The organism is Bariatricus sp. HCP28S3_A4 (assembly GCF_052066395.1).
Classification (GTDB): Bacteria; Bacillota; Clostridia; order Lachnospirales; family Lachnospiraceae; genus Allocoprococcus.
The window spans coordinates 1-15566 of the sequence record NZ_JBQHSE010000008.1; the positions used below are offsets into that span (position 1 = coordinate 1).

Below are 15566 nucleotides of genomic sequence, written 5' to 3' on the forward strand. Positions count from 1 at the left end.
CTCCTTTGGTGTTTTGGAATTTTGGTCGAGGACATTATACCAGAAAAAGGGAGGTCAATGCTCTTTTTATTTGCATTCTCCCATAAAATCAAGGTTTTTATTGAATTTTGGAACAAAAAAACAGGTAGTTTTTGACACTACCATTAATGGAGAGGAGGATATTTTTATGATTCGAATCGCCATTGTAGAAGATGAAGAAAGTTATGTCAAGGAATTGACCGGGTATCTGAAAGAGTACCAGAATACATACAAAGAAGAGCTGGAAATTACGGTATATCGGGACGGAGATGGGATTACATCAAATTACAGGGCGCAATTTGATATTATTCTGATGGATATTCAGATGAAATTTATGGATGGAATGTCCGCAGCGGAAGAAATACGGAAACAGGATTCGGAAGTTGTGATCATGTTTATCACGAATATGACACAGTATGCCATCCGTGGATATGAAGTGGATGCACTGGACTATATTTTAAAACCGGTGTCGTACTTCGCATTTTGCCAGAAACTGTCCCGGGCTATTGCACGCATTAAGAAACGGGGAAGTAAACAGATCACAATCCCGGTTAAAGGCGGAATCGTGCGGCTGGATGTTGAGGATATATATTATATTGAAAGTGTGGGACATAATCTGATTTTCCATACAGCACATGGGGAACATATCTCATCCGGTACGATGAAATCGGCAGAAGAGGAGATGGAGGGCTTAAGTTTTTCCAGGGGAAATAAGTGTTATCTGATCAATCTTCAGCATGTAGATGGAATAAAAGATAAATGCGCGATCGTGAAAGGAGAATCGCTGCAGATCAGCCGTCCGCGAATGAATGCATTTATGCAGGATTTGACGAAGTATTGGGGGGATTTGAAATGACACCTACAGAAATGCAAATCATACTTCCGGATATCCCCAGATTTTTTACGGCATTGGCGGAGTGGCTGGCGTGCATTCTGTGCCTTCTGGAAATGAAACGAAGATACTCCAGATGGAAAATGGTTTCCGTTTCGGTGGGGGCCTTGGTACTGCAGGCAGCATTTCTGGAATTTACAGGAGATATGGAAGGCATCTGGTGGATGCTTTGTATGGCGGCAGCAGTGGGTATGATGTATCTGTTCATATTTATTTGTGGAGAAATAAATGCGAAAGACGCAGCATACTACTGTGTGAGAGCATTTGTCATGGCAGAATTTGCGGCTTCGCTGGAGTGGCAGATTGATTGTTATTTTGTTTATACACAAGGCTGGGACAGTACCTGGATACACGTAATGTGGCTGATCGTGATCTATGGCGCGCTTTATGCCATAATGGGAGTGATTTTCCATAGATCGACCAAATCCGAAGAACCGCTTATGGTGACGAACAAAGAACTGGTGTCTTACATTATCATTGGTCTGGCTGTTTTCCTGATAAGTAACGTAGGATTTGTGTCATGGAATACACCATTCAGCAGCCAATATATGCCGGAGGTATTTAATGTCAGAACTTTGATTGATCTGGGAGGGGTTGCCATCATCTATGCATATCATGTACAGAGGATGGAACTCAGAGTGCGGCATGAACTTGAGAGTGTACAGAGTATTTTACATAATCAGTATGTGCAGTACAAACAGTCACAGGAAGCAATGGAAATCATAGAGTATAAATACCATGACCTGAAGCATCACATCCTGGCACTTCGCGCGGAGGACAACACACAGGAAAGGAATGCCTATCTGGATAAAATGGAAGAAGAGATCCAGAATTATGAAGCTCAGAACAAGACCGGCAACCAGGTTTTGGACACACTTCTCACTGCAAAGAATCTGTACTGCATGAAAAACAACATTTCCATGACTTGCGTTGTAGACGGCCCGCTTTTTGACTTTATGGATGTTATGGACATTTGCTCTATTTTCGGAAATGCACTGGATAATGCAATCGAGTATGAAAAACAGATTCCGGATAAAGAAAAACGTTTGATTCATGTTACCGCATTTTCACAGAAGAATTTTCTGATCATTCGGTTTGAGAATTATTGTGAAGACTCACTTGCATTTGATAAGAACCTTCCGGTTACGACAAAAGGAGATGCCAGATTCCACGGATATGGGCTGAAGAGTATCCGATATACGGTGCGAAAATACGGTGGAGAGGTGGATGTGTCGGCACAGGATAATTGGTTTAATCTGAAAATATTGATTCCTATGTAGATAGGGTATGTAGATAGGGGGCGTTCCTTTTGCCACGACCAGCGCCCTTTGGCAGCTTAACAGCTACGCCAAAGGGCGCTGGTTGTGGAAAAAGGAACGCCCCCCTATACATACTGCACAAAACAAGAGGAGAGAAATTAGATAAAATATCCAACATGCTTGCAATTTGTGCAGAAAAAGTGCAGTTTATGCAGAAAACCGCACAGGTTGTTAATATCTGATAAAATGCAAGTCACAAGATAAAAATACGTCATGAACAGACGAAAAAGGGAGGAAGAGAGATGTTAGCAATCAACATTGAGGACGTGATAAACGTCCTCAACACATGCAAACCGTACTTAATCGCACTGGCAGTTATTCTTGCAGCAGCAATCATTATCACAGTTGCTGTAATGAAAATGCCGAAACCAAAGAAGAAATTTGTCCGTGCCCAGAGCTGGATCGCATTTCTTCTTTCTCTGGTAGTCATTGTGAATATGATATGCTGGGGACCAATGTCCAGCATGATTTCACTGGCTACAGGAAATGGAACTATTACCGAAGAAACTTCGGCAGAAGCGACAGAACTCTGCGAGGACATTGCAGATGAGGGTATTGTTCTTCTTCAGAATGAAGACAACATGCTCCCACTTGCAGGCGGAACCAAGATCAATGTATTCGGATGGTCTTCTACCAATCCGGTTTACGGCGGAACCGGTTCGGGAAGCCTTTCAGATGCATATCCGACCGTTTCGCTTCTGGAAGGTCTGGAAAATGCAGGATTTGAAGTAAACCAGGATCTTGTGGATTTCTATAAAGATTTCCGTGAGACACGTCCGACAGTCGGAATGTGGGGACAGGATTGGACAATCCCGGAGCCGACCGTTGAGGAATACGACAAAGCAGGGATTTTTGAATCTGCAAAAGCATTCTCAGATACAGCAGTTGTCGTAATTGCACGTTCCGGCGGAGAAGGAGCTGACCTTCCGACAAGCCTTGACCCGGCAGTGGAAGACAATTTCCAGGATGGTGGTACATTCGGGTCTTCCGGACTTCGGTACAGTGACCAGAAAAACGATCTGGATGCATCCAAACACTATCTGGAACTTTCAAACAGAGAGCAGGCAATGCTTGACCGTGTGACGGCAGATTATGAGAATGTGATTCTGATCGTAAATGCTGCAAACACAATGGAACTTGGGTTTGTAGAAGATTACAGCCAGATCAAGAGTGTGATCTGGTGCCCGGGAACCGGACAGTCCGGATTTAATTCACTGGGCAAGATCCTAAACGGAGAGGTTAATCCGTCTGCTAAGACGAGCGATACATTCGTAAGAGATCTTACCGCAACACCGACATACAACAATTTTGGAAACTTCACTTATGATAACATGGATGAATTTGCAGTTGATGGAGTTAATCCTAATTTCGTAAATTATACAGATGGTATTTATGTTGGATATCGTTTCTACGAAACTGCAGCCGAGGAAGGCTTCCTTAACTATGAAGAAGCTGTACAGTACCCATTTGGATATGGCCTGAGCTATACACAGTTCAAGCAGGAAATGGGAGAACTGAATGTAAATAACGGAACAATTTCTGTGGATGTAACTGTAACCAATACCGGTTCTGTTGCGGGCAAAGATGTTGTGGAAGTGTACTACAATCCTCCGTACACCAACGGCGGCATTGAAAAAGCTTCTGTAAATCTTGCGGGATTTGCGAAAACACAGATGCTTGAACCAGGCGCAAGTGAAACAGTGACTGTTACATTTACCGAAGAAGATATGGCATCTTATGATGATAAAAATGCAAAAGCATATGTGCTTGAAGCAGGCGATTATGAGATTTCTCTTCGCACAGACTCTCATACAGTTGTAGATACCAAGACATATACAATCGATGAAACTGTTACATATGGAGAAGACAACGCGCGTTCTACTGATGAAACAGCAGCTACAAATCAGCTTGATTTTGCAAATGGAGATATCACCTATCTGTCACGTGCTGATGGATTTGCAAATTACGCAGAAGCGACAGCAGCGCCGACCAACTTCACGATGTCAGATGAAGACAAAGCAACCTTCATGAATAACAGTAACTACAATCCGGAAGATTACAATGACGATGCAGACGAAATGCCGACAACAGGAGCAAAGAACGGGCTGGAACTTGCTGACCTTCGTGGAGCTGACTATGATGACGAGCAGTGGGAAGAATTGTTAGATCAGTTGACGATCAGCGACATGGATACCATGATCGCACTCGGAGGATACCAGACAGCGGCGGCAGGCAGTGTGGGAAAAGCACAGACAGTTGACTGTGACGGACCTGCTTCTATTAACAACAACTTTACCGGAACCGGATCCATTGGATTCCCGGCAGGGGTGATGATTGCAAATACATGGAACGTTGAAATTGCAGATGCATTTGGACAGAGCATCGGTAAAATGGCAGACGAGATGGGCGTTTCCGGATGGTATGCACCGGCAATGAACATGCATAGAAGTGCATTTGCAGGACGTAACTTCGAATACTACTCAGAAGACCCGCTTCTGTCAGGAGCAATTGCAGCAAATGCAGTTATCGGAGCGGAAAAAGAAGGTGTATACGCATACATTAAGCATTTTGCTCTGAACGATCAGGAGACAAACCGTACAAATCAGCTGTGCACATGGTTCAATGAACAGTCAGCACGTGAAATTTACCTGAAACCATTTGAGATGTGTGTAAAGACAGGCGGCGCAAAGGCAGTTATGACTGCATTTAACTTCTACGGAACAACACCGGCTCAAGCATGTTCGGAAGTATTGAATAATATTCTTCGTGATGAATGGGGATTTGAAGGATTTGCACTGACCGACTATTATGGAGTATACGGATATCAGGATGCAGACAGAATGATCTGCAACGGAAATGACTGTATGCTGGTTGCATACGACACCGAAACAAACCATGTATCTGATACCGAAAGCGCAACTTCTGTAAAGGCAATGCGTCAGGCATGTAAGAACATTATGTACACTGTTGTAAACAGCCGTGCATATGACGCGGAAAATCTGCAGACCGGTCTCATGACATGGCAGATCACAGCAATTGTAATCGATGTGATTCTGGCAGCAGGTCTGATTGCATTAGAAATTCTGGCAATTAAAAAACTGAAAAAGAGAAATGCAATGGCAGAATAAAGACAATTACAACCAGGAGACTGGAACCGGAGTTTATTTCCGGTTCCGGTTTTCGGAAGTTTAGGAGGAATATACAGTGAAACATCAGGAACTACTTAAACAAATGACGCTCGAAGAAAAAGCGGCGTTCCTTAGTGGGAAAAATGTATGGCAGACGTGGGAATTCCCGCATCTGGGTCTTCCTTCCATTTTCTGCTCAGACGGGCCTCACGGAGTGCGCAAGCAGGCTGGGGCAGGAGATCACCTGGGACTTAATGCGTCCTTGCCGGCAACCTGTTTTCCGACAGCAGCTACGGTTGCAAATAGTTGGGATGAAGATCTTGGAGAGGCTGTCGGCAGCGCATTGGGAGAAGAGGCAGCGTCGCAGGAAGTAAATGTACTTCTGGGCCCTGGACTTAACATCAAAAGAAGCCCTCTCTGCGGACGAAATTTTGAATATTTTTCAGAAGATCCCTATCTGTCAGGGAAAATGGCAGCTTCTTATGTAAAGGGAATTCAAAGCAAGGGCATTTATGCATGCCCGAAGCATTTCGCGGTGAACAGTCAGGAACTTCGCCGCATGGCAATGAATTCCGTTCTGGACGAAAGAACACTTCGGGAAATCTATCTGACCGGATTTGAGATTGCCGTGAAAGAAGGCAAATCAAAATCCATTATGACGAGTTATAACGAGATCAACGGTGTTTACGCCAATGAAAATAAACACCTTTTGCAAGAGATTCTGAGAAATGAATGGGGATTTGACGGAATCGTCATTACAGACTGGGGGGCTTCCAATGACCATGTAAAAGGTGTGGCGGCAGGATCCAATCTGGAAATGCCGTCACCGGGACTGGATTCCGCAAGAGAAATCCTGCGAGCTGTGGAAAATGGAAGTCTGACGATAGATGAATTGGATGCCTGTGTGGATGAACTCCTGGATGCGGTTCTCACTTTAACAGAGAATGCAAAGAAAAAACCGACGGGATTTAAAGAAAGCGAACACCATAACCTGGCACGTAGGGCAGCGGAAGAAAGTGCAGTCCTCCTTAAAAATGATGGAGGAATCCTTCCACTGGCTCCGGGAAGTAAAGTCGCGATTATCGGCGATTTCGCAGTAGAACCGAGATATCAGGGGGTAGGTTCTTCTATGGTCAATCCAACTTACCTGGAGACGATCGAAAAGTCAGTGGAGAAATATGATCTTGATATTGTTGGAATTAATCGTGGCTATAAACGGAACGGCGAAGAAGATGCGGCACTGAAGAAAGAAGCCCTTGATCTGGCAGCAATGGCAGATATCGTCATTTATTGCTTTGGACTGGATGAACTCAGTGAGTCCGAAGGAATGGATCGTACGCATATGAGAATTCCGCAGAATCAGATCGAACTGCTCCAGGCAATCGTACAGGTCAATTCGAATGTAGTAGGCTTGCTAAGCGCAGGAGCGGCGATTGAAATGCCATGGCATTACTGCTGTAAAGCAATTTTACATGGATACTTAAGCGGACAGGCTGGTGCCAGTGCCATGCTCAATATTCTTACCGGAAAAGTCAATCCATCCGGAAGACTTGCAGAAACCTATCCAATCAAATACGAAGATACACCGGCTTTCCGTAATTTTCCAAGTAATCAGAGAAATGCCGAATACCGGGAAAGCGTTTATGTGGGGTATCGTTATTATGACACAAGCAAAGTCCGCGTGCAGTATCCGTTTGGATATGGGCTTTCTTATACCACATTCGAGTACGCAGATGTTCATGCTGATGAAAACGGCGTTACATTTACACTGTCCAACACCGGTACCTGTGATGGGGCGGAAGTGGCGCAGTTCTATGTTGGAATGGAAAATGGGAAAATATTCCGTCCGGCAAAAGAACTGAAAGGATTTAAAAAAGTATTCCTGAAAGCAGGCGAAAGCCAGACCGTCACTATACCATTTGACGATAAAACGTTCCGTTACTGGAATGTGAAAACAAACCGCTGGGAAGTAGAGGTTGGCACATGGCAGATCATGATCGGAGCCAGTGTGGCAGACATCAGACTTCGGACTACAGTGGAAATTGCAGGAACAGAAGCAGTGATTCCATACAACAAAGAAGAAATGTCGTCTTACTATTCCGGACTGGTGCAGCAGGTGGAAGATGAAGAATTCAAAAAACTTCTCGGGCATGAGATTCCGGACGGAAAATGGGGCGGAGAATTGGGAATGAACGATGCGATTTGTCAGATGTATTACGCAAAGAGTCCGGCCTCACGCCTGATATATAAGATATTAACCAACCTTAAGAAAAAAAGTGAAGAGAAAGGAAAACCGGATCTGAATATTCTCTTCATTTACAATATGCCGTTCCGTGGAATTGCCAAAATGACAAACGGAATGGTAAGCATGGACATGGTCAGAGGAATGGTGACAGCAGTCAACGGACATTTCTTTCGGGGAATGAAACAGATCATATCAGGCTTCTTTAAAAATTCAAAGGAAAATAAAGCCTACACAGCAAAAATTTCCCGTAAGTAAAAGTGAGGTATAAAAATGGGTAATTTGAAAGAAAAATGGATGAGCATTTGGGGTGGATTTGAAGAAAAACATCCCAAACTGGCAAAATGGGTATATCAGATTTTTTACTTCTTTGTGTTCAGCATGGGCGTTACCGTATTCCAGTATCTGGTCTTCACATTCATGCCGGGGATCCTCGGAATCGGCCTTGCCGGAACAGAATTCATGTGGCCACAGAAAGAAATGCATCTCTTCGGAGTGGATTTTACATGGAGCCTTTTGGGATATAACGTACTTCGTGATGCCAGCGGAGCGGTTATGATAGGGGGCGGACTTGGATATTTTATCAGCTACGAAACGGGTTCGTTTCTTGCGCAATGCATTAATTTTCCTCTGCAGAGAAATATCACTTTTAAGAGTAAAGGAAATCCTTTTTACCAGGCAATGTGGTACTTTATCGCATGGGTAGTAATATCGCTGGTATGTAACGGATTCAATAATTTATGGATGCCGATCGCATCAGCATATGTTCCGCCTGCAGTTTATAATCTGCTCGTAACCTTCATTACAGGTGGAGTTTCCATGGTGATCTTCTTCTTTGTATTTAAGATTATCTTTCCGGAAGGAGAGAAATAGGGACGTTGCAAAGGATTTTGACGTAATATTTCGTGCAATTCACAAACAATTAATACATTTGTTTAAAGACATGGCTTTTGCCCCCAACATCGTGTCAAGATGCAACGTCCCTATTTCTCCCATGCGCCAAGTTCCGAGACGGCAGATTCCCTGAATCACTGATCGCGACGGATGAACTTCAGAAAACGATTCTCTACTCCCTGAATCCGAATGATAATGAGGCGATCGGAACGATCCTCGGATGCTTCCAGGGAACAGAGGCTGCCGGCAAGATCCAACAGGGAAGTGCATGGTGGTTCAACGATCACAAGCAGGGAATGATCGCGCAGATGACATCCCTGGTAAATCTCGGGCTGCTCGGAAACTTTGTGGGAATGCTGACAGATTCCAGAAGCTTCCTGTCCTACACAAGACATGAGTATTTCCATAGAATCATGCGCGAACTGATCGGCGGATGGGTAGAAAACGGAGAATACCCGGCGGACTACAAGGCATTGGAAAAAATCGTATGCGGAATTTCTTATAATAATGCAGTAAAATACTTTGGATTTGAGTTATAAACCATGCAGGATATGACGAAAGGAAAAATGAGGGGAGAGAAGACCGGTAAATAAAAATTTCCTTGCAGCCATGATTCAAAATGGCCTGCAAGGAAATATTTTTTTTATTCAAATTACAAAGAATTTATGCGTTCTTGTCCAGCCAGTTCATTGCTACTTGAGCGTAGATTGCCGCACCTGTGGATAAGATATCCTCGTTAAATAAAACCTTTGGATTGTGCTGCCCAACACGTTTGGAAGGATCTTCCGGTCCGGCACCGATCATGTAGTAAGAACCAGGCACTTTATCGGTAATTTCAGCGAAATCTTCTGAGCCCATTCCGTGGCCGCCACGAATGACCTGAATCTGCGGCAGCATGGATTTAACGGTATCCTCTACCAGAGCAGTTACGGCATCATCTGTAACGACACTTGGGCACGAACTTAAGGTTTCATATTCCATCTGGCAGCGGTAAGTCATGGCAACACCTTTGGCAACCTCTTCAATTCGTTTAACAAGTCTTTCGCGAACCTCTTTCTTAAAGGTACGAAGAGTTCCCTGAAGAACGGCACGCTCAGGAATTACATTCGATACATCGCCTGCAGCAAGCTGGCCGATTGTAAGAACAGCTTCTTCCGTTCCGCCGATCTCACGTGCGATCAGTGACTGAAGGGCAAGATAGACCTGAACGGCTGCGTTGATCGGATCAACACAAGCTTCCGGCATAGAGCCGTGTCCGCCATGACCGATCAGTGTGATTTTAAAACCGTCTACAGAAGACATTGGCTCTTTGCCGGTCATGATAATACCCTTCGGAATGATTGCGATTACATGCATTGCAAAAGCAGCATCCACATGCGGATTCTCCAGCACACCTGCCGCTACAGCTTTTTTAGCACCCTGGAATACTTCCTCTCCTGACTGGAATAACAATTTAACCGTTCCTTTTAATTCATCTTCATGCGCTTTTAAGAGCTTTGCCGCACCCAGCAAGAAAGTTCCGTGCATGTCATGACCACATCCGTGCATGCAGCCATTGGTGGATTTAAACGGTACATCAGCTTCCTCCGTCACAGGAAGTGCGTCTACATCACTGCGGAGCATGAAGCACTTTTCCCCCGAACCGATCGTTGCTTCAATGCATGAAATATCTTCGTATACTTTGTATGAAATTCCCATCTCGTCTAATCTCGCTTTGATAAATGCAATTGTCTGAGGGAGAGTTGTTCCCGTCTCCGGAATCTGATGAAGCGATCTTCTCCATTCAACAAGTTGTCCCTGCAGTTCGGCAGCCTCTTTTAATAATTCATTTCCCATCATGAAATCTCCTCCTGTTCTTAAATTGGTGAATAATTGTATTGTAGCACAATTTGCAGGGTACAATTATAAAATTTTTATGATATAATAAGTCCTTAAGAGTGTAACGGAGCAGCGATGGTATTTCATTGTACTAAATACCAAGGTAAAGGCGGAGTATTCCAAGGGTGAGCAAATGGGCAGGATAAAACCAATAGTTAAGCATTTTATTCTGTTTGCCACGCTCGCCGTTATATGTAAGTGTCAGACCAAAGCCTAAAAGTGACCAAGGCTGTGTATACATGGAAGCGTAACCCAAAGGAATGGCAAAGAGCGGCACATCATGGAACAGATAAAAGAAATAACCGATTAAAATAGCGTGGTGCTCATAATCAAGACTCAAATATATGGCAGCTATGCACATTATGATAATAATAATCCACGATACAAAATACCAAAGCACTTTTGGCAGCTTCTGCATTTTTTCTTTTAAAATGTCTATACTCCATATTGTCATGAGAACAAACGCCAGAGTGAACATGACGTTATTCCAGTTCATATTAAAAAAACATGCCGTTGTAAACATATCAAAAGGTACTTCTGATATTACACCGAATAACAGTAAATTAAACAGATATTTCTTTCGGCTTCGGGTTTTGAAATAACCTTCAACCAGCAAAAAACAAAACAATGGGAATGCAATTCTGCCGATAATGTCAAATAGATTACTCACAACAGTAAGGACTCCGTCATTTGAAGTCAGATTTGGATAAATCAGTGCTTTGTTTACATGGTCAATAAGCATGGATGTGATGGCGATCAGCTTTAACCATGCCCTGAAAGAAACTGAACTTTGCTGCATAGATTGTTGATTTTTTCTTTCATATTATTTTCATCTCCCTTCATGGTATTCAAGTAAAAATGTTAAAAAGTTTTGGATAGTGGCTCCATTATACAGTATGAAGTGTTAAAAAGAAAGCGAAAAATGATGAATCCGTCTTTTTGCGGGAATGAAAATATATCAATAAAAGAAAATGAAATTAGAATTTCCCCCTTTTCTGATGTCTGGATTGAATTATAAATATATAGATGATATACTTCAGTTAAACAAAGAGGATGAAATGCAGGAATTGGATGATCTAATAAAAAGAAGATAATGCTTTTAGGCGAAAAGGAGAAAGCGAATGCAGGAAATTGATATTAAAAAAACAGGGCATAAAATTAAAGAAATGTGCAAGGTAAGAAATATATCCGTGAAAGATATTCAAGAGAAGTTACTCGTTGGATCTTTTCAGGCTGTTTACGCATGGTTTTCAGGAAAAAGTCTTCCGAGTCTGGATAATCTGTATCGCTTAAGCAGGCTGCTGAATGTTTCAATGGACTCGCTGATCGTAGGTCAGCAGGAAGAACATCCTGGTATAATGTATGTAGATAATCGTTATGAAATAAAATGGGAGAAGATACCCGACAGAATTCTGTTATATTATATGAAATTAAAGGAAGAGGCAGCTTAAGGCTGCTTTTTTGTTGAGCCATCGTAAGAGTTAATTCAATTATGAATTGAATGATTTTGGGGCTCAGCTGCGTTACAATAAGACTACATACAATATGTATTGCTAAGACTGGGGCAGAATAAGACGGAGTATCAATGGCATATCCTTCGAAAAATGCCGCGGTACCGGGAGATTGCTCCTTGTGGACACCTGATTTGGGGAGAATTTAAAGGAATTAAGATGAGGACAGAACTATGCGTTAAGATTCGTCGTAGTAACTCTATTTTAATAATTCATCATAAGTAGTATTCAGACAGTCACGTATTCCCTTTAGCTGGGAGACAGTAATATGTTGAATTCCGCGTTCGATTTTAACCAGGGTCTCACGAGTCATATTTACATCATGAAGCTGCAACTGGCCAACCAATTCCGTTTGGCCAATGCCAGCATTTAAACGTATTTCCCTTATATTCTTTCCAATATTTGCATTAGATTGTTTTATCTTTTGTTCCATAATATCATCCTCAAAAAAGTGGACTAAAATTAGTCCTATTCTGTTTATCATAGCGGTTGAAAATGATATAATGGGACTAAAATTAGTCCAAAATATGGAAGAGAATGATATTTATTAGATTTATTTTAATGGTCCTTGCTGCTGCTCATGTTGGATGATGGCCTGACGAATTAAATAAAGAACCTCACCGTTGATAGAACGGCCATCAAATTCAGCCAGGCTTTTTAATTTCTGATGTGTTTCTGCATCTATTCGCAATCCTAAATGTTTCTCTTTTTCCATAATACATCCTTCCTATTTAAAATGAGTACATATTTAAGTTTGTACAATAAGTTCATTTTAAGTATAGAAAGTGTTATGATGTCATAAATGGACTTAAAATAAGTACACTATATTTATCAAAAGGGAGTATTTTTGAATGAAAATTAGAAGGCTTTATTATGAGGAATCTAAGATGAGTGACAGGATTATTGAAGAGAAAATCAAGGCAAAGATGTGTAAAATGAGTGAGGAAGAACAAATTAGGGATAAAAAACAGAAACTGATGGAGGCACAGGTCATAGTTGAAATGGCGAAAATGAAAATAGATGCGAAGCTGAACAATATAAGTCAGGAACGAGTAAAACATTTTGAAAAAATGGCAAAGAAAGCACTTCATGTGGCACAGGAACTCTTCTTAAATGTGGAGATAGATTCTGAAAAAGGATATGTAGGAACAATTGAATTTACCGGCGATGCCATGATAATCAATGAGTATGTGGAGGAGAGTGTGATACAAGATTTCCGGGACTTGATGTGTTCGACGAAAGAGATTATGATCGTGCCGGCAGATAAACTTGTGAAAATTGTTTTTTATTATAGTTTATCTTAGCATGAGAAGACTCCTGCTTTTGATTAAAAGTATATGAGGAAAAAGAAATTATCGAATATTTATAAACGGCTCCTGCATACATTGTAAAAACAATGTTTGCAGGGGGATTTTTTTGAAGGATTATATTGCAAAAAGAGCCGTGGAGATTGCAAATTATATTATAGAAAATAACGCAACGGTGAGGCAGACGGCAAAACAGTTTGGAATTAGTAAGAGTACTGTACATAAAGACTGTACTGAACGTCTCCTCCAGATCAACCCGGCTTTAGCAGCAGATGCACGGAAGATACTGGATCTCAACAAGTCCGAGCGCCATATCCGCGGTGGACTTGCCACCCGAGAAAAATATTTACATATGGAACATCATTGAAGAAAGTGGTTGGAAGCTTGCTGTGCTCCCAACCATTTCACATTTCATGTCCAGAACATAGTTTCCCCTCAATAAATAGTTCTCAGTACTGCAATATTTATGTTTCCATCATCCCCTAAAAAGAGTATAATGAAAAATTGGAGCAATTCTATCAAACAGTAAACCGAGTTACTTACTTACACATATGGAGAAAATAATATGCAGAATAAGAAATGGAAAACATTCAATAAACTGACGGCAAAATGCTATAACAATATGATTCGTGCAGAAGCGGATGGAAATTGCTGGCAGCAGGCGTTCGAGCTTCTGAAGGAAATTGTTCGCGAAGAAAGACAGAATAATCCGAATTTTGCATCCGAAATAGAAATGATCGATGATATTACCGATTATGAATACGATATTCAGGGATGGATTGAGGATTGCTTTGATGAGATGGATATGAGAGGCGAGCATGAGATACTGCTGAAAATGTGCGATGATTTGCTCACTATGTTCAGCTGGCCGGACTATACCGGTTCTGATTTGAAATTCAGAAAATCATCTGCCCTCGAATCGCTCGGACGAACGGAGGAAGCGGTTCGATTTTGTAAAGAGTGGATACAGAAAGAACCTGAAAATATTATGGCGGCAACGGCAGGAGTTTACGCTTATATAAAAACAAAAGAATTTGATGCAGCGGAGAAGCTGGTGGATCAGTTTATTTTTGATAAAACAGATTGTTTAGATGAAAATGATATTATGTTTACGGCTGCATCTAAATTGTATGAAGCAGAAGGAAAGAAAAAAGAGAAAAAGCAGATCGACAAGGCGATTCAGAAATACGAAGAGTATCTGGAGAAATATTTTGATTTCCCGGATTTTGACGAGGAAGACGATGACTTTGATTTCTTTGATGAAGATCTGCCGTTTATGTAAAATTGCTTTATATAAAATAAGCGGTCTGGAAGCAATTTGCAAACCGGGGAACAGAGGATATAGGAGATGAAACAAGTAGAAATACAGAAGCGACTGCGTTTTCGAATTACGAAAAACGGATTTTTGTTGGATGAGCAGGAAGGGGAGTTTTCGGAGAAAATTCTGCCGTGGAAGGAAAAGTTCGAAGCGGACAAATGGAAGGCGTTATATGGAATCGGAGCCAGGTTTGATGAAAATCCACTTCTTTTCTTTGAATTGCGCGGTATTGACGTAGGGCGATTTGTAGATGTAACCTTAGCGAATTGCGTGGAAAGTATGCTTGAAAATGCAGATGCACCCAGTGAAAGGATCATAAATGATGACCACTGAGAAACTGTTTGGTGTATTGTGAGCATGATGCCATTTGCATGATTTTGCACAGTAGAAAATCCCTGTATAGATTCTGAAAACTATACAGGGATTTTTGCGTCATGCATATCACAATTTGGGAGCTTCCGGTTAATTGTGAGCCGCCTCCGCTTCTTCTTTCGTGCGGTGAACCGTTCCAGCCGGGTGGTGGGGCGGTGCATAAATCGAAGAAACTTTCAAAGGCGTTCTGCCAATATTGATCACATTATGCCATGTTCCGGCTGGAACAAAAATGGTATCATCCTTGCAGACTTCCATCTGAAACTTCAATTCATTTTTGCGCTGCCCCATTTTCACCAGCGCCATTCCCTGTTCGATCCGAATAATCTGATCCGTTTCCGGATGAATTTCCAGTCCAATATCTGAACAGACAGGAATGCTCATCAGAGTCATCTGTGCGTAACGGCCCGTCCAAATGGCAGTACGGAAATTGGTGTTGTTCATTGCTTTTTGCTCGACATTTGTTACATATGGTCTGAAATCGTGAGATATATGTGGTGTGCAATTGCGAGGTATCATAGAAATAACCTTTGACGCTTTTGATATATCATATGTATTTATTTCGATTTTGGTGACCGGGCGGGGATGGGTGAACTGGAGGGACGGGTACATATCTGCAAAAGTGGCTACCGTACCCGCCCCAGTCATTTTTTCTGCAATTGTCAGTTGTCTTAAGAAGGATAAAGA

Annotated in this window: 15 protein-coding genes and 1 pseudogene; 11 read left to right on the forward strand and 5 right to left on the reverse strand. The window is 42.0% G+C overall.

Translation table 11 applies throughout. The annotated features are described in order from the left end of the window. The first annotated feature begins 166 nt into the window (after positions 1-166). The 6 genes and pseudogenes from ACTNBF_RS05695 to ACTNBF_RS05720 all read left to right on the forward strand — a co-directional run. Positions 167-874, forward strand: coding sequence for a LytR/AlgR family response regulator transcription factor (locus tag ACTNBF_RS05695; RefSeq protein WP_441088888.1), 708 nt, complete (start codon positions 167-169; stop codon positions 872-874). Then, positions 778-2190 carry an ATP-binding protein gene (locus ACTNBF_RS05700; protein WP_441088889.1) on the forward strand — a complete coding sequence of 471 codons (1413 nt, stop codon included), beginning with the start codon at positions 778-780 and terminating at the stop codon, positions 2188-2190. Before ACTNBF_RS05695 ends, ACTNBF_RS05700 begins: the two co-directional genes overlap by 97 nt. A gap of 281 nt (positions 2191-2471) precedes the next feature. Then, positions 2472-5357: a glycoside hydrolase family 3 C-terminal domain-containing protein gene (locus tag ACTNBF_RS05705; RefSeq protein WP_441088890.1), complete on the forward strand. Its 2886-nt coding sequence runs from the start codon at positions 2472-2474 to the stop codon at positions 5355-5357. 76 nt (positions 5358-5433) lie between these two features. Then, positions 5434-7857 carry a glycoside hydrolase family 3 C-terminal domain-containing protein gene (locus tag ACTNBF_RS05710; RefSeq protein WP_441088891.1) on the forward strand — a complete coding sequence of 808 codons (2424 nt, stop codon included), beginning with the start codon at positions 5434-5436 and terminating at the stop codon, positions 7855-7857. Between the two features lie 15 nt (positions 7858-7872). Further along, positions 7873-8472, forward strand: coding sequence for a hypothetical protein (locus ACTNBF_RS05715; RefSeq protein WP_441025062.1), 600 nt, complete (start codon positions 7873-7875; stop codon positions 8470-8472). A 117-nt stretch (positions 8473-8589) separates the two neighbouring features. Continuing rightward, positions 8590-9032 (forward strand): annotated as a pseudogene (locus tag ACTNBF_RS05720) (glucuronate isomerase); the annotation flags it as partial. A 124-nt stretch (positions 9033-9156) separates the two neighbouring features. Here the strand turns inward: ACTNBF_RS05720 and ACTNBF_RS05725 are convergent. Both ACTNBF_RS05725 and ACTNBF_RS05730 read right to left on the reverse strand, forming a co-directional pair. After that, positions 9157-10332 carry a M20 metallopeptidase family protein gene (locus ACTNBF_RS05725; protein WP_427807596.1) on the reverse strand — a complete coding sequence of 392 codons (1176 nt, stop codon included), beginning with the start codon at positions 10330-10332 and terminating at the stop codon, positions 9157-9159. Between the two features lie 130 nt (positions 10333-10462). Beyond that, a complete protein-coding gene (locus ACTNBF_RS05730) occupies positions 10463-11170 on the reverse strand; it encodes a TraX family protein (protein ID WP_441088892.1) in 708 nt (235 codons plus the stop codon). A gap of 322 nt (positions 11171-11492) precedes the next feature. Between ACTNBF_RS05730 and ACTNBF_RS05735 the strand changes: the two genes are divergently transcribed. Further along, on the forward strand, positions 11493-11822 hold the full coding sequence (locus tag ACTNBF_RS05735; protein ID WP_427807591.1) for a helix-turn-helix domain-containing protein: 330 nt from the start codon (positions 11493-11495) through the stop codon (positions 11820-11822). 259 nt (positions 11823-12081) lie between these two features. Here the strand turns inward: ACTNBF_RS05735 and ACTNBF_RS05740 are convergent, their stop codons facing one another. Both ACTNBF_RS05740 and ACTNBF_RS05745 read right to left on the reverse strand, forming a co-directional pair. Then, complete coding sequence (locus tag ACTNBF_RS05740; protein WP_427807589.1) at positions 12082-12315, reverse strand: helix-turn-helix domain-containing protein; 234 nt, start codon at positions 12313-12315, stop codon at positions 12082-12084. A 120-nt stretch (positions 12316-12435) separates the two neighbouring features. Beyond that, positions 12436-12597: an Arc family DNA-binding protein gene (locus ACTNBF_RS05745; RefSeq protein WP_427807587.1), complete on the reverse strand. Its 162-nt coding sequence runs from the start codon at positions 12595-12597 to the stop codon at positions 12436-12438. Between the two features lie 136 nt (positions 12598-12733). On the opposite strand from ACTNBF_RS05745, the gene ACTNBF_RS05750 reads away from it, so the two are divergent. The 4 genes from ACTNBF_RS05750 (at position 12734) to ACTNBF_RS05765 (ending at position 14840) form a co-directional block, all read left to right on the forward strand. Beyond that, on the forward strand, positions 12734-13186 hold the full coding sequence (locus tag ACTNBF_RS05750; protein WP_441088893.1) for a hypothetical protein: 453 nt from the start codon (positions 12734-12736) through the stop codon (positions 13184-13186). Between the two features lie 112 nt (positions 13187-13298). Next, positions 13299-13556 carry a sporulation transcriptional regulator SpoIIID gene (gene spoIIID, locus ACTNBF_RS05755; protein WP_427807583.1) on the forward strand — a complete coding sequence of 86 codons (258 nt, stop codon included), beginning with the start codon at positions 13299-13301 and terminating at the stop codon, positions 13554-13556. A gap of 198 nt (positions 13557-13754) precedes the next feature. Continuing rightward, positions 13755-14471, forward strand: a complete 717-nt coding sequence (locus ACTNBF_RS05760; protein WP_427820698.1) for a tetratricopeptide repeat protein — start codon at positions 13755-13757, stop codon at positions 14469-14471. Positions 14472-14537: 66 nt separating this feature from the next. Further along, positions 14538-14840 (forward strand): hypothetical protein, encoded by a 303-nt coding sequence (locus ACTNBF_RS05765; protein ID WP_441088894.1) that lies wholly within the window; start codon positions 14538-14540, stop codon positions 14838-14840. 129 nt (positions 14841-14969) lie between these two features. On the opposite strand, the gene ACTNBF_RS05770 is transcribed toward ACTNBF_RS05765, so the two are convergent. After that, positions 14970-15323 (reverse strand): cupin domain-containing protein, encoded by a 354-nt coding sequence (locus ACTNBF_RS05770; RefSeq protein WP_427808835.1) that lies wholly within the window; start codon positions 15321-15323, stop codon positions 14970-14972. Positions 15324-15566: the final 243 nt, after the last annotated feature.